We start from the raw sequence: 26811 nt of genomic DNA on the forward strand, positions 1-26811 counted from the left end.
GCAGCCTCACTTTCTAATGATGATTACTCTTGTTCCGTTTTCCAGCACGCCTTTAGCGTGTGTAAAAATCACCAGGTGTGGTTTTAGTATAAATCAACCAGAAATAACTATACATTCCATTGATAATATTTTAATTGTCCCGATTGACTCCATCCAGTTTCATAATAAAGTTTTCCACTAATTCATATCTGGTATGTTCGCTTTCATTGGTCCATTTAAATACGATCTTCAGTTTCTTGTTCTCCGTTCCCAGACCAACATTTCGACCAAAGGAATTTGCCAGTTCGAAAAGCTTGGAACCGTCAATTTGCTGGCTGCGGACTTCTTCAACGAGCAGCTCAATTTTCTTGTTTCGTTCCGTAATCGACTCCACTCGCTCTTTTCTGGCAATCATTTTCAATGAAGACACAGTAAACAAATTAGCGACTTCTTGTGGATAATCGCCAAAACGATCGATCAGTTCTTCCTTCAGCTCTTCCATATCCTCCATGAGACTCATCCCTTGGAATTGCTTATAAATATCAATTTTCTGCTTTTCATCCTTAATATATTCATCGGGAATATATGCATCAATATTCAAAGCAAGCTCAGGTTCAAAAGGTGTAATGTCTTCTATTTCCTTGCCTGCCATACGAGCATCGATTGCATCTTTCAGCATTTGGGAATACATATCAAAACCGACCGAATCGATAAACCCATGCTGTTGTGCGCCAAGCAGGTTACCTGCGCCTCGTATGGAAAGGTCCCGCATTGCAATTTTAAAACCGGAACCAAGCTCTGTAAACTCTTTAATGGCCTGCAGACGCTTTTCGGAAACTTCTGTAAGCACTTTGTCCTTCTGATAGGTGAAATAGGCATAGGCCACACGATTCGAACGCCCTACACGTCCCCGTAACTGATACAGCTGACTTAATCCCATGCGATCTGCGTTGTTTACGATTAAGGTATTCACATTGGGAATATCAACACCTGTCTCAATGATGGTTGTGCTGACAAGAACATCGTATTCACCTTCGAGAAATCCAAAAATAACATTTTCAAGTTCTGTTTCATTCATTTGGCCATGGGCGACCGCGATTCTTGCATTATCTACAAGCATACCGAGATCACGTGCGACTTTGTCGATATTTTCCACCCGATTATATAGGAAAAACACCTGTCCACCCCGTGCCATTTCTCTCTCGATTGCCTCACGAATGAAAATTGGATTATATTCCATGACATATGTCTGAATTGGGAATCGATTTTCCGGTGGTGTCTCGATAACGGACAAGTCGCGAACTCCAAGCATGGACATATGGAGGGTTCTTGGTATAGGAGTTGCCGTCAGTGTCAGTACATCAATGTTTGTTTTTAGCTGTTTGATCTTTTCTTTATGCTTTACTCCAAATCGTTGTTCCTCATCGACGATCAGAAGTCCTAAATCACGATACTCAACATCCTTGGATAACAGTCGGTGTGTACCGATAACCACATCCACCGTTCCTTTTCTCAGGCCGTCAAGTGTATCCTTTTGCTGTTTTTTTGTGCGGAAGCGGCTGAGGATACCAATATTAATGGCATGATCCTGAAACCGTTCCCGGACAGTCTCAAAGTGCTGCTGTGCTAATATCGTTGTAGGAACTAAGATTGCAACCTGTTTTCCATCTGCAACTGCTTTAAATGCCGCGCGGATGGCAACCTCGGTTTTTCCATAACCAACGTCCCCGCAAAGCAGCCGATCCATTGGACGTTCCCTTTCCATGTCCTGCTTGATCTCTTCAATACAACGGAGCTGATCCTCTGTTTCCTGATAGGGGAAAGATGCTTCAAATTCGCGCTGCATCTCGGTATCTTCTGAAAAGGAAAATCCTTTTTTTGCTTCGCGCTCTGCATACAATTTAATTAAATCATCCGCAATATCCTCGACAGACGACTGCACTTTCCGCTTTACCTTTGTCCATTCCGAACCGCCAAGCTTATATAATTTGGGCTCTTTTCCTTCTGAACCGGTAAATTTCTGTACAAGATCGATTTGGTCAATTGGAACGAATAACTTGTCGTCGCCAGAGTATTTGATCAGCATATAATCTTTATGCAAATCATTTAGCTGAAGTGTCTCAATACCGAGGTACTTTCCGACCCCGTGATTGGCATGTACAACATAGTCACCAATTTTTAATTCCTGATAACTTTTAATCCGCTCAGCATTTGATATTTTCTGCTTCCTTCTCGGGCGCTTTGAACGTTTTTTAAACAGTTCATTTTCTGTAATGACTGCAAGTTTATGCATTGGAAACTCAATTCCATTTGTTATATTTCCAACCGCTATTGTCGGCATATCCACAGGTAGGTTCAGACTCTTGGCAACGGTTGATTCTATATCATAATCTGCAAGAATAGAATGGATTTTCTCCGCACGATTTTTGTTTGGGGCAAGGATTACAACAGAGAAATCCCCTTTTTCCCACCGTTTTAACTCATTCTTGAATAAGTGCATCTGTCCATGAAACTCTTGCATAACCCTTGTAGATAAATTAATAATATTTTGTGGCTGGGTATTTGGAATGTGCCTGAGAAACACAGACATATAAAGCCGCTGGTGTTTCATAGCTTCCAAAACCGTATTCCAATCCAATGAAAATCTGCTGTTTTGCACCATCTGACTGGATTCAAGCAGGCTGCTGTACCACTCTGCTTCTTCAGTGTCCAGATTTGTAGCCGCTTCCTGAATTCTGCTCATCTCATCAAGGACGATAAGCCCATCTGATGGCAGGTAATCTAATAAACTAGCAGGCTTTGCATATAGATAGCCGATATATTTATACATTTCCTGATAACGCTCGAAATTTTTAAGTCGGCTGATGTCATGCTCCACCACTTCCATCAGTTTTTCTTTCGCATCAGATGCAATCATCTTTTTAAGTGTCACAGCTAGAGCCTCTTCCAATCTCTTGGATGCTGTCAGAATGTCTTCATCTGTTAGAAGAAGCTCTGTTGCGGGTCCGATAATCACCTCATCCACTTTATCCATTGAGCGTTGTGTCTCAGCATCAAAATAACGGATCGAGTCAATCTCTTCGTCAAATAATTCAATCCGGATTGGATGCTCCTCGGTGATCGGATAAATATCGATAATCCCCCCACGCTGACTGAACTCTCCTGGTGTCGTCACCATCGAGCCTCGTTCGTATCCCATATCAATTAAAGAAGAAAGGTAAGAATCGATGTCTATTTCTTCACCATTTCCGAAGCGCAGCTGATACTTGCTCCAATAATCCTGAGGAGGCAGAATTCTCTTTAACGCTGCTACAGGAGCAATTAAGATCCCAGCTTTTTTCTGGGACCACGCTGTCAGTGCCTCAATTCGCTGCGCTCTTAATTCCGGGCTTGATATCGATATTTCAGAAGCTATTAATTCATTGACCGGATATAAATAAACCTTGTCATCCCCTACCATTTCCGATAGGTCCTCATAAAGCTGCTGTGCCTGAACAAGCTGATGGGTCACCAGCAGCACAGGTTTATTGATGGATTGATTGATTACTGATACAAGCATACTTCTGGCAGAACCTGAAAGTCCTGCAATCAGTTGCTCCTGCATCCCTCCGGAAATACCATTGATTATCGATTGAATATCTTCTTTCGTTTGTAGATAGCTGTTAATGCCTTTCATCGCTTTACCCCTTTTAAAATGCGTATATAAGCGCAAAAACGCCTTGGTTTACAGAACCAAAGCTTTTGCTGCATATGTTATTGTATAAAAAAATCCAATTCATGATAATTCGGATGCTGGCCCAGTGCTTGTTCACAATTCTCACAAATTGTATTTATTTGTATATCACCATTACTATCATAATGGATCATTTCTTTCTTTTCCTTTTTGCTTAACTGATCGAAACCAAGCATTGATGCATCGACCACTTTTTGCTCCAGTTTCCCGATTCTTTGACCGCAATGCCTGCAGTTATAAATAATTGACATAGTCACCCACCTCGAATAATCTTTCTTTTTAGAAGTTTATCCGGTTGATGATATATTATACATCGACTGCTGAACATGTATAAGCCTATGTATCAATTGTTATATTCATTCATCACTTCTATGAATGGTGTTCCCTTCAACCAAGCCTCACAGGCATCTGCGGAATTTCTGATGCTTGATACAACATCATCATGTTCTGCTTTCGGAAAAGAACCCAGAACATAGTCCACTACCGGAATAGGTGATGTTGGTCTCCCTACACCTATGCGAATACGCTTAAATTCTTTCGTGCCTAGGTGATCGATTGTCGATCTTACCCCATTATGCCCGCCATGGCCCCCTTTTTGACGGAGACGGATCTTTCCAGTTGGCAGATCAAGATCATCATAAATGACTAGGACATCATCATGCTCCACATTATAATAATCCATCAAAGGGCGAATCGATTCACCGGAGAGATTCATATAGGTTTGTGGCTGAAGAAGAATGACCTTTTCCCCTTCAAAGATTTCCATCGAGTAATCGCCATTGAACTTTGATTTGTTAAGACTCCATCGATTACGCTCCAAAAGCTCGTCAATAACCATAAAACCAATATTGTGCCTGGTGTGCTTATATTTTTTTCCTGGATTGCCTAGTCCTACTATACATTTCATTTTACTTCTTCCTTCTCCAGTTTTATAAATGGATCCAAAACAACAATCCCTCCTGCTAAGAAATCGATATTCTCTCAGCTTCTTAAAGGAGGGTCTTTCGTTGCTATGCTATAAGGATTTATTCTTATTTTTCTTCTTTTTCTTCTTTTTCAGCTCCGACCAGTTCTGGTTCTGCACTTTCATCAGCATCTGAGTCGAAATCTTCTTCCTTCGTAGGCGGTAATACTGTAGCGATGGTTGCATCTGAATCATCAAGAATTTCATATGTCCCACCGGAGGTTATATCGGCAATAGTAAGACTGTCTCCTATATCCAACCCAGACACATCAACCGTGATTTCTTCAGGGAAGTTACCTGGTTTTGCTCTTACTTGAAGCTCAAAGTATGGCTGCTGCAAGACCCCGCCTGCTTTGACACCTTGCGATTCGCCTTCCAGTCTGATCGGAACTTCAACATCCATTTCCTCAGACATGTTGACAATGTAAAAGTCAGCATGTATTAACTGGTCCTTAATAGGATCGATTTGATAATCGTGAAGCATTACATCCACTGAATCGTCATTTTCTACTTCTAATGAAATTATAGCATTTTTCCCTTCATCACGGACCGTTTTTATTAATTCAATACTATCTACCGCAACATTTTTCGGGTCCTTTGCCTTGCCGTAGATAACCGCCGGAACATGCCCGCTAAGTCTGATCTCTTTTGTTGCTGACTTTGTTAGATTTTCCCGTTTCGTTGCTTTTAATTTTACTGCCATAGTAATCATCCTCCATATTTTTTAAAACATCATTTCAAATAGTTAAGTATTCGTCTTTCTATTCTTTCACATATGTTCATTCGTGGAGTCAAAACGTGTCAGTATCAAGAAAAAAACTGGGTGTCATCAACACTTTCGGTGACAGCCTTAGTTGCATTTATGCTGACAGGTAGGTTTAACTTTCTACCTGTCAATTAATACCCCAAATACGGTCTATCTAAACAATTAATCGAATAAGATACTTACAGACTGCAATTCATGCACCCGGATAATTGCTTCCCCGATTAACGGTGCTACGGAGAGAATCGTTATTTTGCCGCTGTGTTTTTCTTCCGGAAGCGGGATCGTGTCTGTAATAACCAATTCTTTTATTTGCGAATTGTCAATACGCTCAATTGCCGGCCCTGATAGTACTGGGTGTGTACAGCAAGCATATACCTCTTTAGCTCCATTTTCAATCAATGCATTTGCTGCAAGGGTAATCGTTCCCGCTGTATCAATAATATCATCAATCAAAATAGCAGTTTTTCCTTCGATATTTCCGATAATATTCATGATTTCCGCCACATTCGGCCGTGGACGGCGCTTATCGATGATTCCAATAGGTGCCTTCAGGCGGTCAGCCATTCTGCGAGCTCGGGTCACACCGCCATGATCCGGTGATACGATAATGGGATCTTCGAGGTTTTTCGCTTCAAAGTAGCTTGATAAAATGGGAACACCCTGCAAGTGATCGATCGGGATATTAAAGAATCCCTGAATTTGCGGTGCATGCAAGTCAAGTGTAATAACTCGGTTTGCTCCTGCAGTTTCGATTAAATCTGCTACCAGTTTAGCGGCAATCGGCTCACGTGATCTTGCTTTTCGATCCTGTCTTGCATAGCCATAATACGGCATTACAATATTAATCGATTTTGCTGATGCACGCTTCAGTGCATCAATCATGATTAACAGTTCCATAATATGTTGATTAACCGGAGCACATGTTGATTGGACTACATAAACGTCGCAACCACGAATACTTTCCTCAATATTGATCTGGACTTCTCCATCGCTGAATCTTGATACCGTACATTTACCGAGTGTTGTCCCTATATGAGCTGCGATGTCCTCTGCCAATTTAGGGTTGGAATTAAGCGAGAACACCTTCAACGATGGATCCTTGTAGCTAGATGCCATGAAATATAACCTCCGTTAATCTTTTTTTCTGTTTTTTAATTTTGTTACATAGCCTTCTTTGTTTGTCTGTCTTGCTCTTGCAACTGACAGAGCATCTTCTGGCACGTCTTCTGTAATGGTTGATCCAGCTGCAATATACGATCCTTTTCCGACGGTAACTGGAGCAATCAGGTTGGAGTTACAACCGATGAATGCGTCATCTTCAATTGTGGTCAGGAATTTATTCGCTCCATCATAGTTTACTGTTATTGTACCACAACCAATGTTCACATTGCTTCCAACTTCCGCGTCTCCGATGTAACTCAGATGGGACACTTTACTTTTGTCGCCCAGTACGGTCTTTTTAATTTCTACGAAGTTACCTAATTTGGCATCATCACCAACTATCGAATCCGGTCTGATATGGGCAAATGGACCAATTTTTACGCGGTCACCAATTTTACTGTCATTTGCTACACTCTGTTTTACAACCGTTCCTTCTCCAATATGGCAGTTGGAAATTTCACTGTTTGGTCCAATCTCAGCATCAGACTTTATCATCGTATTTCCTTTTAAGATGGAGCCTGGATAAATCGTGACATCCGATTCAATAACAACATCCGGTTCGATGTAGGTTTGGTCAGGGTCGATAATAGCTACACCGTTACGCATATGTTGTTCATTTATACGTTTTTTCATCGTCTTTTCAGCTTCTGCCAATGCGACACGGTCATTAACGCCCAACGTTTCTTCAAAGTCGGGTGTTAAGAATGCACTGACCTTTTCCCCTTTTTTCTTCATAATTTCAATAACATCTGGTAAATAGTATTCTCCCTGTGCATTATCATTGGAAACTTCCTGCAATGCAGCAAATAATGCCTGGTTATCAAAGCAATATGTCCCCGTATTAATCTCATTGACCAGAAGTTCATGTTCATTTGCATCCTTATGTTCAACAATCCGCTCCACTTCATTCACGTCATTCCGGATGACTCTTCCATATCCTGCAGGCTTGTCTGTCTTTGCAGTCAGAATAGTCGCACTTGCCCCTTCCTGTTCATGATGATTGAACAGTGCCTGGAACGTTTCACCTGTAATTAATGGGGTATCACCGCAGGCGACAATGGTAGTACCTTCTTTATCTTTCAATAAATCTTCTGCCTGTTGGACTGCATGTGCTGTTCCCAGCTGTTCTTCCTGGATAACATATTCACTTACCTGTCCAATCTGCTCTTTAACCTTTTCCGCTCCAAAACCTACAACTGTAACCATTTTATCTAATTTTACTGTATTTAACTGATCTATAACATGTTGCACCATTGCACGACCTGCAACTGGATGTAAAACTTTATAAAGCTTTGATTTCATTCTAGTTCCTTGCCCTGCTGCAAGAATAACGGCAAAACGATTAGTCATAAGGAAACCTCCATCATTTCTAAATATCCACCTTAAAATATATCGTAAAAAACATATGATTTCAACAGAAGACAGCGGTGAGGCATTACTCAAATGAGAAAAGTGAAGAAGTTGTGAATATTGTTTCCAATATTTACCCAACCAGGAGGATAATAACTACAGAAGACAAAAAAAGAAGGCCAACCTTTAGCAGATTTGACCCGTCTTCATCATCATAATTATTTTAAATCTTTTTTAAGAAGCCCCAGCTTCTTCATAGTTTACTTCACTTTCACCCGCACGACGGTATTCTTCCAAAACTGCATCTTGAATTTTAGAACGTGTTCCTGAATTAATCGGATGTGCTATGTCCCGAAATTCCCCATCAGGAGTTCTTTTTGACGGCATTGCAACAAATAATCCACTATTACCGTCGATTACGCGTATATCATGGACTACAAACTCCTGATCCAACGTAATAGATGCAATAGCTCGCATTCTGCCCTCTGTATTAACGCGGCGCAATCTAACGTCAGTTACTTCCATGATGTCTCACCACCTTTTCCCTTTTGAACTTACTTTAACTATTTCAACAAAACAATTTGAAATTCCTGCTTAAAATTGAAAAAAATTAAATATTTTAAATATGTGATATGCATCAAAAGGAAAAAGCTCTGGGGAATTGTCTCTAGTTAGTGCACTTATTACTCAGTTTCTTTATGATTTTCTACATAATTACCGGCTTGAATTTCAATTTTGTTTTCCTTGATATCGACATTCGATATTTTTACTAAAGAGGTGTAATTACTGATCACACGTTCTTCTTCTTCATCATCCGCTTCTGCAAGCACACCAATTGCCTGAACCCTCGCATTGAATTCTGACAGCAAATTAATGATACCTGTAATTGTTCCGCCCGCTTTCATAAAGTCATCGATGATACATACGTTTGCACCTTCTTCAAGACTTCTTTTTGGCAATACCATCGTTTGTATTTTACGGGAAGAACCAGACACATAGTTAATGCTCACGGATGAGCCTTCTGTCACTTTGGGGTCTCTTCTTGCTATTACGACCGGAACGTTCAGAAATGCCGCGACAGCATATGCCAATGGAATCCCCTTTGTTGCAACCGTTACAATTACATCAATGTTCATTTTTGAAAATGCTGAAGCAAAAACACGCCCTATTTCCCTAACTGTTTTAGGGTCTCCCAGCAAATCACTCATATACAGATAGCCACCAGGCAAAATCCTCGATGAATCCTCCAGCTTCTTCCGTAATTTTTCGATAAATTCCTTGCTGTTTGTATGTGAGAATTCGGGAATATATTTCACGCCTCCACCAGCGCCAGTGGATCGCTGAAGATAACCCATACCTTGGTTCTGGAAAACGTCATTAATAATATCCAAATCCTCACTGATGGAAGATTTAGTCGTCTTACAAAGACTCACGAAATATGGTAACTGGATATGTTTTCTCGGGTTTTCCAGGAAAAAATCAGTTAATACAACCAATCTATTGCTTCTTTTCATTATTACACCCCAAAACCGTATATTTAAATAATAATATATCATTATTATACGTATTTTGGCAATGTTTACCCCAATAATCGAACTAAGTATACTTCATCACAAAAACCGCGCATGCCATTATATATGCGAGTTGCCTTATTCTGCTGCTCAACCAGTCCATAAACTGTCGGTCCGCTTCCGCTCATAAGAACTCCCGTAGCCCCTGCATGAACCATCGCCTCTTTAATGCGCAAAACTTCCGGATGTAAGCCAAACGTTATATCCTCCAGAGAATTGCCTATATTTCTGCACATTTTGCTGAAATCCTTTTCTTTTAAAGCTGCAAGTACTGCATTCGTGTCAGGATGCGATATTTTCTCCAGTTCAATGTGCCCGAAAACCGTCCGGGAAGAGACACCAATGTCCGGTTTTGCCAAAATAATCCAGCATGGGGGAGGAGAAGGCAACTTTTCGATTTTTTCTCCATATCCCCTTGCTATCGCTGTGTTCCCATATACACAAAAGGCAACATCCGCTCCAATCGTTGAACCAAGATCTGCTAACTCATCAAATGGGATATTTAATGACCATAATCGGTTAAGCCCCCGCAAAACAGCCGCAGCATCTGCACTTCCGCCTCCAAGGCCGGCTGAGACTGGTATACTCTTTTCAATGCTTATATGAACGCCTTCCGTAATCCCGTATTTATTTTTGAATGCCCGAGCAGCTTTATAAGCTAAATTCCGTTCATCACTCGGTACATATCTGCTCTCCAGAGAAATATCAATTCGATCTTCATTCAACCGATCCAACTCAATGCGGTCAGCCAGATCTATCGATGTCATAATCATCTCGACATCATGGTATCCATCATCTCTTTTTCTTAATACATCCAGAGATAGATTAATCTTCGCCGGGGCTTTCTCTAATATAGTCATTGCAATCACCACCTACCTTGTCCGTCCTCGAAAATATAAATAATTGTACCATAATAAAAATTCATAGGCGAACAGAGTGTAGTTAAGAGCTTATTTGGATATGCACTGAACAGTCTCCACCGCTTTTGTTCGTACGCGACCGCTCTGTTATTTTTTTATGCAAAAAGGCAAATCCTTTAGGATCTGCCTTTTTGCATATTTTGCTCGGCTATTTCAATAGCCCGTTTCACCATATTTCCGGCATCCCTTGACTTAATGCCGCCCCAGCCTTCCTGTTGCACCGTGTCGTAAAAACCTAACTCTTTGGCAATTTCTTCTTTCAAACGGTCTGACATGATCCCTCTGCGTCTTCCCATGAAAGAACAACCCCTTTCTGTTTGAGTTCTTCTTACGACATTGTTAGCTTGTGCCGATTTCTTAGATAAACACCAGTCAGAAGTATGTAGTAAAGGAAATATTTAATACTTCAATCAGATAAGTATCTTGTCAGGAATGAAGGGGAAAATAGAAAAAACAGTAGACAGATGCCTACTGTTCCATTAATAACGCTTTATTTCCTTCAAGGAAATTTAACTCTACCGTTTCTGTTAAAATGTCTGCATAGCTGTATGAAACACGTTCGAATGCATTCTCGTCTTGGTCAAGCTCAACGATAAAGACGGAAGGATACGTTTCTGCCAAGACTCCCGAACGAATTATCGTTTTCCTTCTGCCACCGTTGGCTTTTAATTTCAACCTTTTACCTACATGACTTTCAAGACCTTGCTTAATTTCGATTAATGTTTTAGCCACTAGACTCCACCTCACTAAGTTTATTCTAACATAAACACGTCCAACAGTCAAATAAAACTTAATATTATATCAGTAAGTTATTTTTCCTGTCAACAATAAAATTTGTCTATTTCCTATATTATTTGTAATTATTAACAATATATGTATGATTTTGCCGAAAAATTTTATTCATACTTGTCCATCCAAACCATTGAAGGCCCTCTCCCTTTTCATCAAAAAGGAGTGGCCTTTTTCACTCTTGTTCTTCTTCATTTTCCGCAAGATAAGGCATACCAGTCCGGAGCAGACCTCTTGTCTCAACTCCACCCATTCCCTTATCTCCGGTAAGTGTATTCCTCAGTGCATCCCATACACTGACACTTTCCATAAAAGGAGTATAGGCAATTTTTGCTGCAATATAAACAGGGTCGAGAGCGTGAATATTTACCCTTAAAGGAGAGCTGGCAAAATTAGCACCTGCACGGATCAGCGATTCAAAATGAGATTGACATGCTCCAGCAAAAATGATGAGCTGATCCAGATTGGGATTGATTCTCCTTGCCTCTCTTACCGTTTCGGCAAAATACTTCGAATGTCTGTATGCATGTAAGTCGTTTTTTAATCCTTTGTTTTTTGAATAGGAATCGTGCCCTGTAATAACAATAATATCAGGCTGTATTCGCTCCACCAGATTTCCAATCTCATCAGGCATTTCCTTTTCATGGATATGGATTCCATGAACCTGCAGACCGATACGTTGATATAAAGAAATGCATTTTCTTAAATATGTCTGATCTCCATCCAAATGAAGGACTTTAGCAGGCAATTGAAAGAATTTCCCCTCATTCAGGTAACCGTCAGTTGATTGATAGGTTCTTTTTTCCTTCATCAGCTGAAAATCCTGCCGGAACAAGCGATAGGAAAACTCCTCTTTCTCTTTTTCCTTCTCCTGCCTTTTAATAAGCTCCCTTCCATTCGCTATGACCAGGTCATCCATTGGGGCATCTGCCTCGAGGCGCATTTCCGCTCCCTGTATGATTGCTATATCCTTTTTAATTGCCGCTACACGAAACAGCAGGTCATGATTATAAGATTTGCGTGTAACAAGTTCACCAGTCGTTATACCCATATATCCACCTCTTAGACTTCAATCTTCTATAGACTATGAGTAGGGAAGGGCTCCTGTTCCTTACTGGATACATAAATGGAATTGTTTAGGCGAATAAGAAATAGCCACTGCTTCCAAGGAGGCAATGGCTTTTTTCTAGGTCATTGATTGATGTTATAAAACGTATTGGCGAGAAGGGCGAATTCTTCCATATTTAGCGACTCTCCACGTCTCGTTCCATCAATTCCAACCGTTTCAAGAACTTCGTTAATTTTATCTTTTGTATACTGTTCCTTGAAATAACTGGATAAATTATTGCGCAATGTCTTTCTTCGTTGTGCAAAACTTGCCTGAACAAGATTAAAGAAGAAATCCTCATCTTCTACTTGAACAGGTGGTTGTGCACGTATAACCAGTCGCAGAATGCTTGAATCGACATTCGGTTGTGGCATGAACACTCCCTTGGGCACGCTCATAACGATTTTCGCTTCCGTATAATACTGTACGGCAATCGTCAGTGAACCATAACTTTTACTATTTGGCTGTGCTGCCATTCGTTCTGCTACTTCCTTTTGGATCATCACGGTCAAACTTGTAACCGGTAACTTATCCCGTACCAGCTTCATTAAAATAGGCGTCGTAATATAGTACGGCAAATTTGCTACTACATGAACAGCCTGTCCTGGTCTGAAATGGCTGTGAATCACTTCAGCCACATTTGCCTCTAGGATATCCTGGTGGATGATTTCGACATTCGAATAATCCTGTAACGTATCTCGAAGTATGGGCAAAAGCCTCTGATCAATTTCAAAGGCAACAACTTTATCAGCGTGTATAGCCAGCTGTTCCGTCAATGCTCCCATTCCGGGACCAATTTCAATGGCTCCTGCAGAGTTGTCTATTCCTGCGTGCTTAATAATATTTTCCAATACATTTACGTCTACTAAAAAATTTTGACCTAGACTCTTTTTAAAAGAGAACTTGTATTTATTTAAGATTTCTTTTGTTTTGGTAGGAGTAGCTATATATTTTTTAGACATCTTTTTCCTCCTGTTGCACTGCTTTTACTGCCTGCTCAAATTGCTGTTTCGTAATTTGGAATTGATTTAGCCGCTTTAGAAGCTGTTTTCCGTTAGTATGTCCGATTTGCAGCCGTTCACCAAGCTTTGCCCTTAACACACTTGATGCAGCTCCTCCAAGCAGCCCATATGTGATTAAATCTTCTTTAGTTATTTCAGTTTCGCTTATTTCCGCTAACTCATATACATCTTGCAATGCGTCCCGTATCGCTTCAATGGACGCATGCTCAATTCCAAGGCTTTTGTTCTTTGTTTTCTTTGATCTGGCCTGGTCCCTTGTAAGAAACGCATGCTTGCATCCCGGAACAGCCTGATCGACGATATGTCGTATACGCTCACCGGGATAATCCGGGTCGGTAAAAATAATTACACCACGCTTTTCTTTCGCGTGTTTTATTTGAATCAGGGTATCATTATTAATTGCTGAACCATTCGTTTCAATCGTATCCGCATCAACTGCCAGACGGATTCTTGCAGTATCATCTCTTCCTTCAACAACAATTATTTCTTTGATTTTCAAAAATATTTCCTCCAATGAACATTTACATGACTGAAGCTTTCGTACAAAATAAAATAATGCTCTTATCATCATAGCATGATAAGAGCATTTTATCCCATTTTTTACAAACATATAATTAGTCGATAATTTTTACTTGCACCGTCTTAACTCCCCAGGAATAGGCGTCAGATTTGTTTGGAACATGGATATCAATACGATTTCCTTTTATATGCCCGCCAGTGTCACCAGCGATCGCTTCTCCATAACCCTCCACCCATACTTTGGTTCCAAGAGGGATTACAGTTGGGTCAACGGCAATTACCTTCCTATTCGGATCTGCCTTCAGATTAATGCCTGTAGCAGTATACCCCGAACAGCCACTGCACTCTGCAGTAAACGCACTGGCGGTCATTGTCATGGTTTTCCCACCTGCACTGCTGCTTCCAGAGGAGTTAGCTGGACTGTTTGATTCCTTACTTGATAATGTTACAAGATTTGCTTCTGACTTTGGCTCCGGTTCTTTCTTTGTACCGACAGCAACCACACGATTGACACTTTCGGTAACATCCTCGGTGACAAGCTCGCGTTCCACTTCTTCCCCATTGTGTTTCGTAATTTTATAGATCTTTTCGACGAATCCTTTTTCACCCTCAGAAATGACTTTTTCGTTTCCTTCTAAGAGAGTGTCGTCTTCACGTTTCTCCGTGTCAAATGCAAGTGTTTCGGTAACTACTTCTTCATCTTCACTGACACGTACGATTGTAATTGGATTTCCTTTTGATACTTCTGCATCAAGTGCAGGTTTAACGATATCATTACTGTTTTGATCGAATCTTACTTCAGCTTCATCGAGCAGATCTTTCACCGTGCCGCCTGTTGCCAATACCTTTTTTTCTTCACCACCGTCATTAATGGTAACTTCGTATGCTTTGGAAATTTCTATATGTAAACCATCCTCGGTTGCTTCTGCTGTATTATGTGAAATGGAATCATGATTGGAAAATGAAAGCTCTGCTTCTTCAAAAAAAGCTTCTATTGTTTCAGCAGTCGTATGATAAATCTCTTCTTCCCCATCAATACTGACAATTACCTTCTTGGCAGTATCGTAATTGATGGTCATTCCACTTTCGATAAGCGTATCCATCTCATGGGATAATGCATCGTGTTTTCCAACGGTTATTCCTAACTCTTCAAGCAAGCTGCCTACTGTATTTGTGTGTGTTGTTACCGTTTTTTCTTTTCCGTTATCTGCAAAAACTACTTCCGCTTTCGTTGCTTCAAATAGTACAAATCCAGAAAATAGAATTAGCGCTAAAACACCAATACTTGAAATAACCAGCTTCTGTTTCGATGCCGGCATTAGCTTTTGAATTAATCTCATGCTTTTGCCTCCTTTATTCCCAACCGATTATATAGACAGAAATATTTGAAGTCAAAGCAATTCCGTTTACGATTAGTTTACAATTTCATTACAGGGGGTCGTCCAAATGCTAAAATTAACCAAATTTAATAGTCCCAACCGTTGCTATATGAGGATTTATCAAATATTACAAAACACGTAAAAAAAGAGGAGTGATGTAAGCATCAATCCCCTTCTCCAGCCGGTGTGCTGTCAATATATGACATAGTTTTACATTCCTATGTTAAATATTACGTAATGTTAAATAAAGAAAGTCCATTTTTTGTGGTGATTTCACTCAGTTCATTAACATCCATTTCTCTTAGTTCAGCTATTTGTTCCGCTACCAATTTGACATAGGCTGGTTCATTGCGTTTTCCGCGATTCGGATGAGGCGCCAAATATGGTGCATCGGTTTCTATCAAAAGTTTATCCAATGGTACTTGTTTGGCAACTTCTTTCGGTAATGGAGCATTTTTGAAAGTAACAGGTCCACCAAGGGAGATGTAAAAATTCATATCCAAGCATGCCTGGACATAATCTGCGGAATCATTGTAGCAATGCATGATACCCCCTACTTCGGCAGCGTTTTCCTCACGCAGAATCTCGATGATATCTTCTGTAGCCTCCCGGTTATGGATGATAATTGGCATCTTGACCTTTTTGGCCAGGCGGATCTGCTTCCGAAATACGTCTTTTTGAATATCTTTCGGTGATTTATCCCAATGATAATCCAATCCCATCTCACCAATTGCTACAACCTTTGGATGTGCTGACAATTCTTCTATCCATTCAAGATCCTGTTCAGTCATATCAATCGCATCAACCGGATGCCAGCCGACCGCCGCATAGATTGTCTCCTTCTGCTCTGCGATTTCTATGGCAAGTGGAATGGTTTCCCGGTCAAAACCTACAACAACCATATATTGCACACCTGCATCAAACGCACGCTGAATGGTTTCTTCCCGGTCTTCCTCAAACTGTCTTGCATTTAAATGTACATGGGTATCAAATAACAATGCTATCCATCCTTTCATTTAGAAACCCCACTGAACGTTCAGCAGGGTTTCTGACATTATGCTATTTCAGAGCCATTAGGCACATCGGACGGTGCTTCGATCACCTGTAATTTACCTTCTTTTTCGGCAGACAGAATCATGCCCTGACTAATTTCGCCACGCATTTTACGTGGTTTTAAATTAGCTACGATAACAACCTTCTTACCGATCAACTGTTCCGGATCTGGATAAGAAGATGCAACACCCGACAATATCTGACGGTGGTCCTTGTCTCCTGCATCCAGACGGAATTTTAATAATTTATCGGCACCCTCGACTTTCCCACAATCAATGACTTCTGCCACTTTTAATTCAACTTTATCAAAGTCATCATATTTAATTTGTTTCTCTTTTGCGGAGAGGAGTTCCGTTTCTGTCGGATCCCATTCCGTTTCTTCTTCCTCAGAAGCTTCCGGCGCTCCTCCAGCCATTTGCTCGCGAATATATGCTGCTTCTTCTTCCAAATCCAGACGAGGGAAGATAGGTGTTCCTTTTTTAACTACGGTCGTATTCTCCGGGAATCCGCCAAAGTTAACTGTTTCCCAATTTCCTGCTGCATCTCCATCCACACCCAGTTGCGTGAAAATCTTTGTCGGTGCATGGGTCAGGAACGGCTGGAGCATAACAGCCGATACACGTAAGCTTTCTGCCAGGTGCACCATCACACTTGCTAATTCCTTCGCTTTTCCATCTTCTTTCGCAAGTTTCCACGGTTCCGTTTCATCTATATATTTATTTGCACGGGAAATCAAGGTCCAGACATGGCTGAGTGCACTGCTGAATTGCATTTCTTCCATTTCTTCCTGATATGCTGCGATTGATTTCTCGGCAGTTGCTTTTAACTCTTCATCAAAGGCAGTTACATTTCCCTTATATGCTGGGACGTTTCCATCAAGATACTTATTAATCATAGCTACCGTACGGTTTAACAGATTACCTAAATCATTTGCCAGGTCGTAATTCACACGGGAAACAAAATCTTCCGGTGTAAAGACGCCATCACTGCCGAATGCAACCTCACGCATCAGGTAATAACGCAGTGCGTCCAAACCATATCGTTCCACCAGCATTTCCGGATAAACGACATTTCCTTTGGATTTCGACATTTTTCCATCTTTCATTAACAGCCAACCATGGCCGAAGACTTTTTTCGGTAATGGTAAATCCAAAGCCATCAGCATAATCGGCCAATAAATTGTATGGAAACGTACAATTTCTTTACCAACCATATGTACATCCGCCGGCCAGAATTTGTCGAAAAGTTTCTGATCCTCCGTACCATAGCCAAGTGCAGTAATATAATTCGCTAAAGCATCGATCCAGACATAGACTACATGTTTCGGATTGCTTGGTACCTTTATTCCCCAGGAGAAGACAGTCCGTGATACAGCCAAATCTTCCAGACCCGGTTTAATGAAATTATTGATCATTTCGTTCTTGCGTGACTCAGGCTGAATAAAATCAGGATGTGAATTGTAATAATCCAGCAAGCGATCAGCATATTTGCTCATTTTAAAGAAGTAGGATTCTTCTTTAATCAATTCAACCGGATGCCCACTGTCTGGTGATTTACCGCCAATGACGTTCCCATCGGCATCACGTTCGGTATCAACGAGTTGTGTTTCTGTATAGAAAGTTTCATCAGGGATAGAGTACCAGCCCTCATACTCATCGAGATAGATATCTCCTTGTGCCAAAAAGCGTTCAAAGATATCTGCAACTACTTTTTTATGGACCGGGTCTGTTGTGCGAATGAACTTATCATTACTGATTTCAAGTAATTTCCATAAATTCTGCATTCCCTCAGCCATATCATCTACATACGCCTGGGGTGTAGTATTCAACTCATTTGCTTTTTGTTCAATTTTTTGTCCGTGCTCATCACTGCCTGTCAAATAAAAGACATCAAAGCCTTTCATTCTCTTGTAACGTGCCATGACGTCACAGGCAATGGTGGAATAAGCATTACCAATATGTAGCTTACCACTCGGATAATAAATTGGTGTCGTTATATAGAAAGTTTTTTCCTTTTTCGACATACATATACCTCCTTCATCCATACCATCATTATGTTATAAAATCTATTGTAGCTATTATAACGTAATTTGCCAAATACTGTGCAATATCTGAGCAGATTGGCAGGCTGTTTGAATATCATCTAATTTCACCAAGTTTCAACTGCATTAAACCGTCATTAAGTAAAAAAAATTTTCTTACTAATACTACAATTTTATTGACACGACAAATTATTGTTGGTATTCTATTTCTGATATAGATGTCGAAGTGTGACGTTTTTTTTATAACAAAGAAAAATATACAGGAAAATATGAATGAAAGCCCCATTTGAAAAGCTTTTATCCGTATTTTACAAACCTTAGGGGAGGAAACAATGAAGTCTACTGGAATTGTGCGTAAGGTCGATGAACTAGGCCGAGTGGTCATACCAATTGAACTTCGTCGTACACTGGATATCCATGAGAAGGATACAATGGAAATTTACGTGGATAACGATAAAATCATTTTGAAAAAGTATAAACCCAATATGACTTGCCAAATTACGGGTGAAGTTTCTGAAGAGAACCTCTCATTGGCAAATGGGAAGCTGGTGCTCAGTCCTGAAGGTGCACAGGCACTACTGGATGAGATACAATCACGATTAAACTAACCCGCCATATATCAAATAATGGCAAAACAATACTTACAGCGCAAAGAGAGCTGACGCCTGCATACGGCACGTCAACTCTCTTTTTATTTAATATGATAGTGTTGATAGACATCCCGTTTCGGTATGCTTCTATCTACTGCGGCCTGTTTGACAGCTTCTTTATTGGAAAGTCCTTTTTCTACTATATAATGGTCAACATGTTCCACAATGGTTAGATCCTCCCACCATACAGAATCCTCATCGTCTTCCGCTCCATCGTTCTGACCTTCAACGACAATGACAAATTCGCCTCTAATCTCGTTTTCTTCAGCCCAGGAAATCAATTCTTCACTTGTTCCACGTACATACTCTTCAAACCGTTTCGTTAGTTCACGGGCAATTGTAACGCGCCTTATACCAAGCTGTTCATGGATAGCCTTTAATGTATCTTTGATTCGATAGGGTGATTCATAAAACAAAAGGCTGGCACGCACTCGTTTCAACCGGTTTAATTCTTCAGCCTTGTCTTTCTTTTTCCTTGGAAGAAATCCGTAGAAATAAAATTCTCCAGCAGGCAGACCTGATCCGACAAGTCCGCATAAAGCGGCATTCGCACCAGGAAGGACAACAACACGTTGATTCCTGTCAATGGCAGCTTGGACGATTTCATATCCAGGATCAGATATTGCCGGCATTCCTGCATCACTGACTAAAGCAATCAGCTCCCCATTATCGATACGGTCAAGCAACTGATCTTCACGTGCAAGTTTATTGTGGTCATGGTAGCTGATTAAGGATGTTGGAATTTCAAAATGATTTAGAAGCTTTTTTGTGTTTCTTGTGTCTTCTGCAGCTATCAGATCAGCAGAGCGTAAAATGTTCAATGCGCGATATGTGATATCTTCCAGGTTTCCAATCGGTGTTGGAACGACATACAATGCACCTTTGGTTTCATCCTCAAAGCTTTTTTGTATTTTCATTCGGTAAACCTTCCTTCGATAAATCCCGGATGAGTGCCATTTTTTCATTTCGGGAAAGTTGTTTGATCTGGTATTCCTTCTGCATGGCCGCTTCCTTCTCCGTAAATTTTTCGACAAAAACTACCTCGAATGGCCCTCTGCCTCTCGTATATTTTGCCCCTTTACCACTTTCATGCTTTTTCAGTCGTTTTCCCAGATCATTCGTATATCCAGTATAAAGTGTATCATCTTTGCATCGCAGTATGTATACGACATGTTCAGCTGCCATAAATAATATCCTCTGCTTCTTTTGTGTAAGACCCGTTTTCTTCGTATATATATAATGGAGGTAATATTTTCAAATCAGCTTTTCCATCACGGATACCTTCGACCAAAAGCATATTGGCTTCTTTTCCTTTCTTTGGGTAAACAAGCTGCATACGTTTCGGTTCCAATTTATATTTCCTGAAAAGTTCCATGATATCAACAAGCCTTCCCGGCCGATGAACCATTGCCACTTTCCCTCCAGGTCTGACATGCAATTTGCAGGCTTTGACGACGTCTTCCAATGAACAAAAAACCTCATGCCTGGCGATAGTCAAATATTCATTGTGATTATGCTCCGTGGTTGACGGTGTTTTAAAGTATGGCGGATTGCAGGTTACCACATCAAAGCTGCTCTGTCCTAATATGGGCTGCATCTCTTTCAAATCTCCGTGAATCATCTGTAGTTGTTCATTTAACTTATTCAGCTCTATGTTTCTTTTAGCCATTTGAAAGATTCTTTCCTGTATCTCTACGCCTGTAATGCTCGCATTTGTTCTTTTTGAAAGCAGTAGCGGGATGACCCCATTTCCCGAACACAAATCCAAAATAGTTCCTCTTTTTACCGGAACATAGGCAAAATGTGCAAGTAATACGGCATCAAGGGAAAAGGCGAAAGCAGTGGGACTTTGGATAATCTGCATGCTTTCGTCAGCCAATAAATAATCAATTCGTTCATCATCAAATAACTGTACCATCATTTACTCCTTATTTACATCCAATTTAATATGAAATGCCCGGAAGTTTGTTCCTTTTAGTGAAAAGAAAGCTGCCTCTAATTTGAGACAGCAATGGAATACTTTCTGCAAGCAGTGCAGAAAGAAATTTATTTTGTTTTATCGAAGAAATCAAGACAGAATATACAGTCCTCGTTCCTTCGCGGGCTGCCAAATTCCAAATTGCAAATATGGAAACCTTCTTCATATAATCGTGCAAGGTTGTCATATCCTTCACCAGGAAGACTTCCTTTTGCAGAATCCTTTTGTGAAGATTTCTCTGCAACTGCTTCTGTATGGTCCAGATGGTTGCGCAAGTTGTGATTCTCAACAGCAAGACGATGATTTTCCTCGAGAAGATCACTTAATCTTCCTTTCAAATCACCAAGCTGCTCATACAACTCGCCAATTTGCTTTTCCATATCGGATACTTGATCAAATATTTCTCTGTTCCCCACGCCCACTCACCTCATCATTCTGTGGCTTGCGCTAAAATTCCTTCATCTATTAGTTCATCTAATGTATATTCCACAACGCGTTCTTTTTCCGGAATTTCAATTTGGACAAGTCGCTCAAGTATATTCAGACCGACTACTTTTCCTTTTCCGTATGGGGTTTTAATAGCTTTCCCAATATCCGGCAAATCACGCTTCGCTGTTTCATAATCATCGTTTTCATACTTGAGGCAGCACATCAGTCTTCCGCATAATCCGGAAATTTTCGCCGGATTCAAGGAAAGGTTTTGATCTTTTGCCATTTTGATTGATACCGGTTCAAAGTCTCCCAAAAAGGTCGAACAACAGAGCATCCTTCCGCATGGACCAATACCACCGAGCATTTTTGCCTCATCACGTACACCTATTTGACGCAGTTCAATTCTCGTTTTGAACATGGAAGCAAGATCTTTTACAAGGTTTCTGAAATCGACCCGGCCGTCTGCCGTAAAATAGAAAATAATTTTGTTCCGATCGAATGTATATTCAACCTCTACCAGATTCATATCCAGCTTGTGCTGTACAATTTTATCTGAACAGATGTGAAAAGCTTTTCCAGCTTGTTCCTGATTCTCTACTACGGTAAGTTTATCCTTCTCATCAGCAACACGAATCACCTTTTTTAAAGGAAGGACCACATCTTCTTCATCGACATGCTTATTGGTTATGACTACCTTCCCAAATTCAATGCCGCGCACGGTCTCTACAATCACGTAACTATCCAGGGATATACTCTCTTTCCCCGGGTCAAAATAATATATTTTACCCGCTTTTTTAAAGCGAACACCTATAACTTCTATCATTATTTCACCTCTGTATTTGAAGTGCCAGTTGTTCAATCACAAGTGTGGGTTGAACATTTTGCTTCAATTTCCTTTTAGCCTTCAGGACGAGATTCAAAATATTCACCAATTGTTCCTGGGAAAAGGACATTGCGGCCTTCTCGACCAATTCATCATTCGGGGTAAAAAAAGCATATGCTTCATCATTTCCTATGTGATAATATAGGATATCTTTAAAAGCCAAAAGCAATAAATCCAATCCCTGCTCCTGTTCTTTTCGTTCTTTAAAATGAGGAACCCAGTTATTGTGAATAAAGAGATAGACGTCTTCCGGCTTTATCGTAAACAGTTCAACCAATTGTACCATTAATTTTCTTGCTTCTGCAAACCACTCATCTTCATTCCATCTGAAAGCTTCATCGAGATTATTTGTTAAGGCACTCATTAAAACGGCGTCATTCTTTGCCATTCCCTGCTCCATAAGCAGGTTTTGAAAATAACCTGTATTCAACGGTTGCAGGTCGACAACCTGGCAGCGTGAGCGAATCGTCGGAATAATGGACTGACTGTTCTCTGTCAGCATGATTGCTGTTGTCTGTTTGCTAGGTTCTTCCAAAAATTTGAGAATCCTGTTCGCTGCATTGACCGTAAGTGTATCTGCATCTTTAATAATATAAACTTTTTGATTCGATTCCACACCTGAATAAGTGAATTCCTTTTGCAGATTTCTCACTTGTTCTATTTTGATTGATTGCCCTTCCGGTTCAATCCAATGAACATCCGGATGGTTACCAGAAGCTATTCGCTTGCAGTTGTTGCATTCATTACAGGGCTCAACTCCTGATTTATTTGTACAGAACAGCCCTTTCGCAATCAATAATGCGATTGCTCCTTTTCCTGTTCCACGATCACCTTGAAGCAAATACGCATGAGAAACCCGGCCTTTTTTTATGCTGTTTGTTATAATTCTGCTAGCTAACGGCTGCAATTCTGCAACCTCAGACCATTTCTCCATAAGTACCCGCCCCAAGTCTAAACTTTCCTTGACACTACATCATTTGTCAGTGTTCGAAGTTAAAGTTACGTATATATATTAATCAGTAATCCTTTAATTTCTCCAATTATTCCCAGGATATCTACTGTCTTCTTTTCTTGATTCATGATTTCTTCCGTAAGTTCTATTAATTTTTCATCAACTTGTTTGAAAATAGTCAAATTGCGATTACCGTTTAAACCAAAACTGTGTGAGTTCTGCATACTATAACCATTGTTTACTGTTTCCTGCAAGAAATCTTTGACCATTCGCTTAAATTTTGCAAGCTCCCGAAATGATCGGTAGCGGGATAGTTTGTTTCCTTGTACAGTGATATTTTGAATCAGCTGCTGTAATTCCTGTTGCTTTAAGCTTTGTGTGTGTGACTGAACCATTCTGTTGAAACTCTGGTTATCTGTATTCGCCGGGCGTGTGTACTTCGGCTCTGTCTTCGTTTGTATCTCATTGGTGATTTTCACTGGTTCAGCCCCCCTCATAGCTATTGTTTATAATTAAAACTGAAAGAATGATTCGATCGGCAGAATAAATACGGTTGCTCCACCTACTTCAACTTTAACAGGCTTCGGTATATAGGAGTCTGCATTTCCTCCCATTGGTGAAATCGGAGCTACCATTTGTTCACGGTGTGAGCAGTTATCCTTAATAATCTCAAGGGCATCATCCACCTCATCATCATTACAACCAATCATTAGGGTGGTATTGCCTTCTTTCAAAAACCCTCCAGTCGTCGCAAGCTTTGTAGTCTTATAATCGCCTTCACCCAAAGCATTGACAAGTCGATTGGAATCCTTATCCTGAATAACGGCTATGATCAATTTCATGTACATAAGCCCCCTTTATTTTATATAAGAGATAATTCGATCAAAAGCAGCCTTTTCGACAGCCTCCATCGTTTGGTCCGCATCAATCGTCCGGATACGGTCCGGAAATCGTTCTGCAAGGATCTGATAACCTTCATAAACTAAATTATGGAACTCGATATTTTCGAAATCCAGACGATTTCTTTCTCTATCTTTATTCGCTGCGATACGGTCCAAACCCTTTTTTGGATCGATATCAAAAAATAAAGTCAGATCTGGCATGCAATCTTTTATGGCAAATTGATTCATGGTAAAAACCTCATCCATCCCCAAGCCCCTTGCATGCCCCTGATAAGCCAGGCTGCTGTCTATAAAACGGTCACAAAGAATTATCTTCCCCTCTTCAAGCGCAGGCAGTACCTTTTCCACCAGATGCTGTCTGCGTGCTGCTGCATAAAGAAGTGCTTCTGTTCGTTCTTCCATTTCGGTATTTTGCCGGTTAAGGATTATGCTGCGAATTTGCTCAGCTATTTGAATGCCGCCAGGTTCGCGTGTCGTTATTACATCATATCCCAAACTTTTTAGTTTTGTGTTTATTGTATGGAGAATTGATGTCTTACCTGCACCCTCGCCACCTTCAAATGTTATAAAATAACCGCTCATGTATGTGTCTCCTTCATCACTTGCTGAAAATCCTGATTCCTTTTTCGCGCTGCTGGATTCTGACACCCTGCTCACGAAGTTGTTCAATTATTTCTATATGTGCTGCCGTAATCATTTCGCCCTTAAGAATGAGGGGAATTCCCGGCGGATATGGTGTGACCGCCTCAGCTGCTATATGTCCGATGCCTTCCGTGAAGGACACGTGTCGATATGGTAATGTATTCATTTCCTGATAGGACAAAGCCAATTCCTGGATTGGTTGCGGAAAAAGCTTTGCTATCTCTATTGTAGCATGATTTGGACGATTTTTTAATTGTTCCTCTATGCTTTTTATTGTTTTTTTCAATGCTTCGACTTGTTTCAATGGTTTTAGACCGTGAATGAATAATATTTGATTATGTGTCACAAGTTCAGGATAAATTTTCCTCTCCTCCAATAACCCCGCGACTTCTTTGGCGGAGAGGCCTTGTTTCACGTGAAACGTTATCTTTAGCGGGTCATCTGCGACAAGCACTTCCCCATAATTTGCAGTTTGCAATAGATCCCTTACATTTTTAGTGCTGTGCAGGATGGATGTTATCTGTGCGGAATCTAAAGTAGCTAAATAGGAGCGCGCAATATCCAATGAAGCCATTAGCGGATAAGATGGGCTGCTGGATTGAATCATTTGCAGGAAATGGGCAATACGCTCTTTTTTTATTAAAGTTGATTTTATATGTAAAAAGGAAGCCATTGTCATTGCCGGTGCCATCTTATGGGCAGACTGAACGACCACATCGGCTCCTAAATGCAGTGCAGATAAAGGAAAAGGCTCCCCTAACGAAAAATGTACGCCATGTGCCTCGTCCACAAGAACCGGAAGATGGAACTCGTGTGCCAAATCTATCATTTCCTTGATTGGATATGTTTTTCCAAAATAATCCGGGTAGGTTAGTACCACTGCTTTTGCATCGGAATGTTTTCGGATCGCCTCACGTAATGCAGACATACTTGGGTTAGTATATCTGTCTGCCTCTTTATCATACTTCGGAGAGACAAAAACCGGCCTGGCACCGCTCAATTCCAGCCCATTTATAATTGATTTATGGCTGTTTCTCTGTACAATTACTTTATCTCCAGCAGAACAAACAGCTAATATCATTGCCAAATTTCCAGCAGTACTCCCGCCAACCAGAAAAAATGTATGATCGGAACGGAAAAAATCGGATGCTAAACCTTCCGCTTCAGCAATCGAATCATTAGGAGCATGAAGATCATCAAGACCAGGCAGCTCTGTTACATCCAGTTTCAGTATTTCTTCAAAGTATTCATAAGGGCCATGCGGGAATACAGTCCCATTCTTATGTCCAGGCACATGGAAAGATAGCGGCGAATCAGCTGAAAATTGTTTTATTCTTTGGAAAATCGGCGTATTGCGGTGATCAGCTTTCATTTTTAAAGCTCCTTCCCTTGCTCTTCATTTCTTTTTATATACTAATTCAACAAAAAAAGCCTTTGCAAGCAAAGACTTCCATTAATCTTGTTTTGATTTGATTAGAATTCTATGAAAATAATTTCGGTTGATTGATATTTTTTAATTTATGCAGATAGTAATTATATTTTTCTTCTCTTGGCTCGGTATGAATCATATTATACTCGCATTCTGTACAAATAAACATCGTATATAAATGGATGCCCTTTGCTTTTTCTTCCTCACAAATCCCACAATGCTCAAAGGAATCAGCTTGTTTCATTTCCCCACCTCCGTTTTAAAAATAGTATCTCCTAATTCAACGGAATTTATACAGGAAAACTTTGAAACAAGGAAACAAATGTAATGTTTCATATTTTTATGGTTTGCGGGTCATCAAAAGGTCTCTAGATGATTACGTTCAATCCCTAAGCTTGTTTAAATAAGGCTGTTTTCTAAAAAAATGTGTTAGTGGCACAGTATCTTTAAACTGCGACGTAACTTCTGTTTACGATAAATCTGTAGCTGATAATGGAAACAAGTTACTTCGGCGACCGCTCTGGTCATTTTCGCGGGCGGCTGGTGAGCCCCTTCAAGAATCACGCATTTCAGTGTCTCACCTATGCC

29 protein-coding genes are annotated in these 26811 nt (G+C 40.4%); 1 reads left to right on the forward strand and 28 read right to left on the reverse strand.

Translation table 11 applies throughout. The annotated features are described in order from the left end of the window. Positions 1-130: 130 nt before the first annotated feature. From mfd to metG, 17 genes are all read right to left on the reverse strand, one after another. Entirely contained in the window at positions 131-3655 is a 3525-nt protein-coding gene (gene mfd, locus A4245_RS15895; RefSeq protein WP_067729692.1) for a transcription-repair coupling factor, read from the reverse strand. A gap of 77 nt (positions 3656-3732) precedes the next feature. After that, the gene (locus A4245_RS15900) at positions 3733-3963 is read right to left on the reverse strand and encodes an anti-sigma-F factor Fin (RefSeq protein WP_067729694.1); all 231 of its coding nucleotides are present in this window, start codon (positions 3961-3963) and stop codon (positions 3733-3735) included. A 92-nt stretch (positions 3964-4055) separates the two neighbouring features. Continuing rightward, positions 4056-4619 (reverse strand): aminoacyl-tRNA hydrolase, encoded by a 564-nt coding sequence (gene pth, locus A4245_RS15905; protein ID WP_067729696.1) that lies wholly within the window; start codon positions 4617-4619, stop codon positions 4056-4058. 124 nt (positions 4620-4743) lie between these two features. Next, positions 4744-5379 carry a 50S ribosomal protein L25/general stress protein Ctc gene (locus tag A4245_RS15910; protein ID WP_067729698.1) on the reverse strand — a complete coding sequence of 212 codons (636 nt, stop codon included), beginning with the start codon at positions 5377-5379 and terminating at the stop codon, positions 4744-4746. Between the two features lie 225 nt (positions 5380-5604). After that, positions 5605-6558, reverse strand: a complete 954-nt coding sequence (locus tag A4245_RS15915; RefSeq protein WP_067729700.1) for a ribose-phosphate diphosphokinase — start codon at positions 6556-6558, stop codon at positions 5605-5607. 15 nt (positions 6559-6573) lie between these two features. Continuing rightward, complete coding sequence (glmU, locus tag A4245_RS15920) at positions 6574-7953, reverse strand: bifunctional UDP-N-acetylglucosamine diphosphorylase/glucosamine-1-phosphate N-acetyltransferase GlmU (protein WP_067729702.1); 1380 nt, start codon at positions 7951-7953, stop codon at positions 6574-6576. Between the two features lie 234 nt (positions 7954-8187). Further along, positions 8188-8478 carry a septation regulator SpoVG gene (spoVG, locus tag A4245_RS15925; RefSeq protein WP_067729704.1) on the reverse strand — a complete coding sequence of 97 codons (291 nt, stop codon included), beginning with the start codon at positions 8476-8478 and terminating at the stop codon, positions 8188-8190. A gap of 158 nt (positions 8479-8636) precedes the next feature. Continuing rightward, complete coding sequence (purR, locus tag A4245_RS15930) at positions 8637-9467, reverse strand: pur operon repressor (RefSeq protein ID WP_067729706.1); 831 nt, start codon at positions 9465-9467, stop codon at positions 8637-8639. A 65-nt stretch (positions 9468-9532) separates the two neighbouring features. Continuing rightward, positions 9533-10384, reverse strand: a complete 852-nt coding sequence (gene ispE / locus A4245_RS15935) for a 4-(cytidine 5'-diphospho)-2-C-methyl-D-erythritol kinase (RefSeq protein WP_067729708.1) — start codon at positions 10382-10384, stop codon at positions 9533-9535. Positions 10385-10560: 176 nt separating this feature from the next. Further along, a complete protein-coding gene (locus A4245_RS15940; protein WP_067729711.1) occupies positions 10561-10740 on the reverse strand; it encodes a small, acid-soluble spore protein, alpha/beta type in 180 nt (59 codons plus the stop codon). Positions 10741-10912: 172 nt separating this feature from the next. Beyond that, positions 10913-11176, reverse strand: a complete 264-nt coding sequence (gene veg, locus A4245_RS15945; protein ID WP_067729713.1) for a biofilm formation stimulator Veg — start codon at positions 11174-11176, stop codon at positions 10913-10915. A gap of 232 nt (positions 11177-11408) precedes the next feature. Then, positions 11409-12284 carry a sporulation peptidase YabG gene (yabG, locus tag A4245_RS15950; protein ID WP_067729715.1) on the reverse strand — a complete coding sequence of 292 codons (876 nt, stop codon included), beginning with the start codon at positions 12282-12284 and terminating at the stop codon, positions 11409-11411. A 140-nt stretch (positions 12285-12424) separates the two neighbouring features. Beyond that, positions 12425-13303: a 16S rRNA (adenine(1518)-N(6)/adenine(1519)-N(6))-dimethyltransferase RsmA gene (gene rsmA, locus A4245_RS15955; RefSeq protein WP_067729717.1), complete on the reverse strand. Its 879-nt coding sequence runs from the start codon at positions 13301-13303 to the stop codon at positions 12425-12427. After that, positions 13296-13862 (reverse strand): ribonuclease M5, encoded by a 567-nt coding sequence (gene rnmV, locus A4245_RS15960; RefSeq protein ID WP_067729719.1) that lies wholly within the window; start codon positions 13860-13862, stop codon positions 13296-13298. Before rnmV ends, rsmA begins: the two co-directional genes overlap by 8 nt. A gap of 115 nt (positions 13863-13977) precedes the next feature. Continuing rightward, entirely contained in the window at positions 13978-15222 is a 1245-nt protein-coding gene (locus A4245_RS15965) for a G5 and 3D domain-containing protein (RefSeq protein WP_067729721.1), read from the reverse strand. Between the two features lie 269 nt (positions 15223-15491). Next, the gene (locus A4245_RS15970) at positions 15492-16259 is read right to left on the reverse strand and encodes a TatD family hydrolase (protein ID WP_067729751.1); all 768 of its coding nucleotides are present in this window, start codon (positions 16257-16259) and stop codon (positions 15492-15494) included. Positions 16260-16315: 56 nt separating this feature from the next. Next, positions 16316-18337, reverse strand: a complete 2022-nt coding sequence (metG, locus tag A4245_RS15975) for a methionine--tRNA ligase (protein WP_067729723.1) — start codon at positions 18335-18337, stop codon at positions 16316-16318. Between the two features lie 350 nt (positions 18338-18687). Between metG and A4245_RS15980 the strand changes: the two genes are divergently transcribed. Next, on the forward strand, positions 18688-18963 hold the full coding sequence (locus A4245_RS15980; RefSeq protein ID WP_067729725.1) for an AbrB/MazE/SpoVT family DNA-binding domain-containing protein: 276 nt from the start codon (positions 18688-18690) through the stop codon (positions 18961-18963). Between the two features lie 83 nt (positions 18964-19046). On the opposite strand, the gene rsmI is transcribed toward A4245_RS15980, so the two are convergent. From rsmI to A4245_RS16035, 11 genes are all read right to left on the reverse strand, one after another. Then, complete coding sequence (rsmI, locus tag A4245_RS15985; RefSeq protein WP_067729727.1) at positions 19047-19922, reverse strand: 16S rRNA (cytidine(1402)-2'-O)-methyltransferase; 876 nt, start codon at positions 19920-19922, stop codon at positions 19047-19049. After that, complete coding sequence (locus A4245_RS15990) at positions 19900-20190, reverse strand: GIY-YIG nuclease family protein (RefSeq protein ID WP_067729729.1); 291 nt, start codon at positions 20188-20190, stop codon at positions 19900-19902. Before A4245_RS15990 ends, rsmI begins: the two co-directional genes overlap by 23 nt. Next, complete coding sequence (locus A4245_RS15995; RefSeq protein ID WP_067729731.1) at positions 20180-20923, reverse strand: tRNA1(Val) (adenine(37)-N6)-methyltransferase; 744 nt, start codon at positions 20921-20923, stop codon at positions 20180-20182. Before A4245_RS15995 ends, A4245_RS15990 begins: the two co-directional genes overlap by 11 nt. Positions 20924-21051: 128 nt before the next feature. Beyond that, on the reverse strand, positions 21052-21399 hold the full coding sequence (gene yabA / locus A4245_RS16000; RefSeq protein ID WP_067729733.1) for a DNA replication initiation control protein YabA: 348 nt from the start codon (positions 21397-21399) through the stop codon (positions 21052-21054). 14 nt (positions 21400-21413) lie between these two features. Further along, complete coding sequence (locus A4245_RS16005) at positions 21414-22238, reverse strand: PSP1 domain-containing protein (RefSeq protein WP_067729735.1); 825 nt, start codon at positions 22236-22238, stop codon at positions 21414-21416. 4 nt (positions 22239-22242) lie between these two features. After that, on the reverse strand, positions 22243-23232 hold the full coding sequence (holB, locus tag A4245_RS16010; RefSeq protein WP_067729737.1) for a DNA polymerase III subunit delta': 990 nt from the start codon (positions 23230-23232) through the stop codon (positions 22243-22245). Between the two features lie 65 nt (positions 23233-23297). Then, the gene (locus A4245_RS16015; protein ID WP_067729739.1) at positions 23298-23729 is read right to left on the reverse strand and encodes a YaaR family protein; all 432 of its coding nucleotides are present in this window, start codon (positions 23727-23729) and stop codon (positions 23298-23300) included. 33 nt (positions 23730-23762) lie between these two features. Next, positions 23763-24092, reverse strand: a complete 330-nt coding sequence (locus A4245_RS16020) for a cyclic-di-AMP receptor (protein ID WP_067729741.1) — start codon at positions 24090-24092, stop codon at positions 23763-23765. Positions 24093-24107: 15 nt separating this feature from the next. Further along, complete coding sequence (tmk, locus tag A4245_RS16025; protein WP_067729743.1) at positions 24108-24734, reverse strand: dTMP kinase; 627 nt, start codon at positions 24732-24734, stop codon at positions 24108-24110. Between the two features lie 16 nt (positions 24735-24750). After that, positions 24751-26166 (reverse strand): aminotransferase class I/II-fold pyridoxal phosphate-dependent enzyme, encoded by a 1416-nt coding sequence (locus A4245_RS16030; protein WP_067729745.1) that lies wholly within the window; start codon positions 26164-26166, stop codon positions 24751-24753. 109 nt (positions 26167-26275) lie between these two features. Further along, entirely contained in the window at positions 26276-26467 is a 192-nt protein-coding gene (locus tag A4245_RS16035) for a sigma factor G inhibitor Gin (RefSeq protein ID WP_067729747.1), read from the reverse strand. Positions 26468-26811 lie beyond the last annotated feature (344 nt).

The sequence above is a fragment of the Oceanobacillus damuensis genome (assembly GCF_001618145.1).
Classification (GTDB): Bacteria; Bacillota; Bacilli; order Bacillales; family Amphibacillaceae; genus Oceanobacillus; species Oceanobacillus damuensis.

What these genes read in the sequence shown, in the direction of transcription:
- mfd (WP_067729692.1), bottom strand. Translation starts at nt 3,655, where the DNA reads ATGAAAGGCATTAACAGCTATCTACAAACGAAAGAAGATATTCAATCG.
- A4245_RS15900 (WP_067729694.1), bottom strand. Translation starts at nt 3,963, where the DNA reads ATGTCAATTATTTATAACTGCAGGCATTGCGGTCAAAGAATCGGGAAA.
- pth (WP_067729696.1), bottom strand. Translation starts at nt 4,619, where the DNA reads ATGAAATGTATAGTAGGACTAGGCAATCCAGGAAAAAAATATAAGCAC.
- A4245_RS15910 (WP_067729698.1), bottom strand. Translation starts at nt 5,379, where the DNA reads ATGGCAGTAAAATTAAAAGCAACGAAACGGGAAAATCTAACAAAGTCA.
- A4245_RS15915 (WP_067729700.1), bottom strand. Translation starts at nt 6,558, where the DNA reads ATGGCATCTAGCTACAAGGATCCATCGTTGAAGGTGTTCTCGCTTAAT.
- glmU (WP_067729702.1), bottom strand. Translation starts at nt 7,953, where the DNA reads ATGACTAATCGTTTTGCCGTTATTCTTGCAGCAGGGCAAGGAACTAGA.
- spoVG (WP_067729704.1), bottom strand. Translation starts at nt 8,478, where the DNA reads ATGGAAGTAACTGACGTTAGATTGCGCCGCGTTAATACAGAGGGCAGA.
- purR (WP_067729706.1), bottom strand. Translation starts at nt 9,467, where the DNA reads ATGAAAAGAAGCAATAGATTGGTTGTATTAACTGATTTTTTCCTGGAA.
- ispE (WP_067729708.1), bottom strand. Translation starts at nt 10,384, where the DNA reads ATGACTATATTAGAGAAAGCCCCGGCGAAGATTAATCTATCTCTGGAT.
- A4245_RS15940 (WP_067729711.1), bottom strand. Translation starts at nt 10,740, where the DNA reads ATGGGAAGACGCAGAGGGATCATGTCAGACCGTTTGAAAGAAGAAATT.
- yabG (WP_067729715.1), bottom strand. Translation starts at nt 12,284, where the DNA reads ATGGGTATAACGACTGGTGAACTTGTTACACGCAAATCTTATAATCAT.
- rsmA (WP_067729717.1), bottom strand. Translation starts at nt 13,303, where the DNA reads ATGTCTAAAAAATATATAGCTACTCCTACCAAAACAAAAGAAATCTTA.
- A4245_RS15965 (WP_067729721.1), bottom strand. Translation starts at nt 15,222, where the DNA reads ATGAGATTAATTCAAAAGCTAATGCCGGCATCGAAACAGAAGCTGGTT.
- metG (WP_067729723.1), bottom strand. Translation starts at nt 18,337, where the DNA reads ATGTCGAAAAAGGAAAAAACTTTCTATATAACGACACCAATTTATTAT.
- A4245_RS15980 (WP_067729725.1), top strand. Translation starts at nt 18,688, where the DNA reads ATGAAGTCTACTGGAATTGTGCGTAAGGTCGATGAACTAGGCCGAGTG.
- rsmI (WP_067729727.1), bottom strand. Translation starts at nt 19,922, where the DNA reads ATGAAAATACAAAAAAGCTTTGAGGATGAAACCAAAGGTGCATTGTAT.
- A4245_RS15990 (WP_067729729.1), bottom strand. Translation starts at nt 20,190, where the DNA reads ATGGCAGCTGAACATGTCGTATACATACTGCGATGCAAAGATGATACA.
- A4245_RS15995 (WP_067729731.1), bottom strand. Translation starts at nt 20,923, where the DNA reads ATGGTACAGTTATTTGATGATGAACGAATTGATTATTTATTGGCTGAC.
- A4245_RS16005 (WP_067729735.1), bottom strand. Translation starts at nt 22,238, where the DNA reads ATGATAGAAGTTATAGGTGTTCGCTTTAAAAAAGCGGGTAAAATATAT.
- holB (WP_067729737.1), bottom strand. Translation starts at nt 23,232, where the DNA reads ATGGAGAAATGGTCTGAGGTTGCAGAATTGCAGCCGTTAGCTAGCAGA.
- A4245_RS16020 (WP_067729741.1), bottom strand. Translation starts at nt 24,092, where the DNA reads ATGAAATTGATCATAGCCGTTATTCAGGATAAGGATTCCAATCGACTT.
- tmk (WP_067729743.1), bottom strand. Translation starts at nt 24,734, where the DNA reads ATGAGCGGTTATTTTATAACATTTGAAGGTGGCGAGGGTGCAGGTAAG.
- A4245_RS16030 (WP_067729745.1), bottom strand. Translation starts at nt 26,166, where the DNA reads ATGAAAGCTGATCACCGCAATACGCCGATTTTCCAAAGAATAAAACAA.
- A4245_RS16035 (WP_067729747.1), bottom strand. Translation starts at nt 26,467, where the DNA reads ATGAAACAAGCTGATTCCTTTGAGCATTGTGGGATTTGTGAGGAAGAA.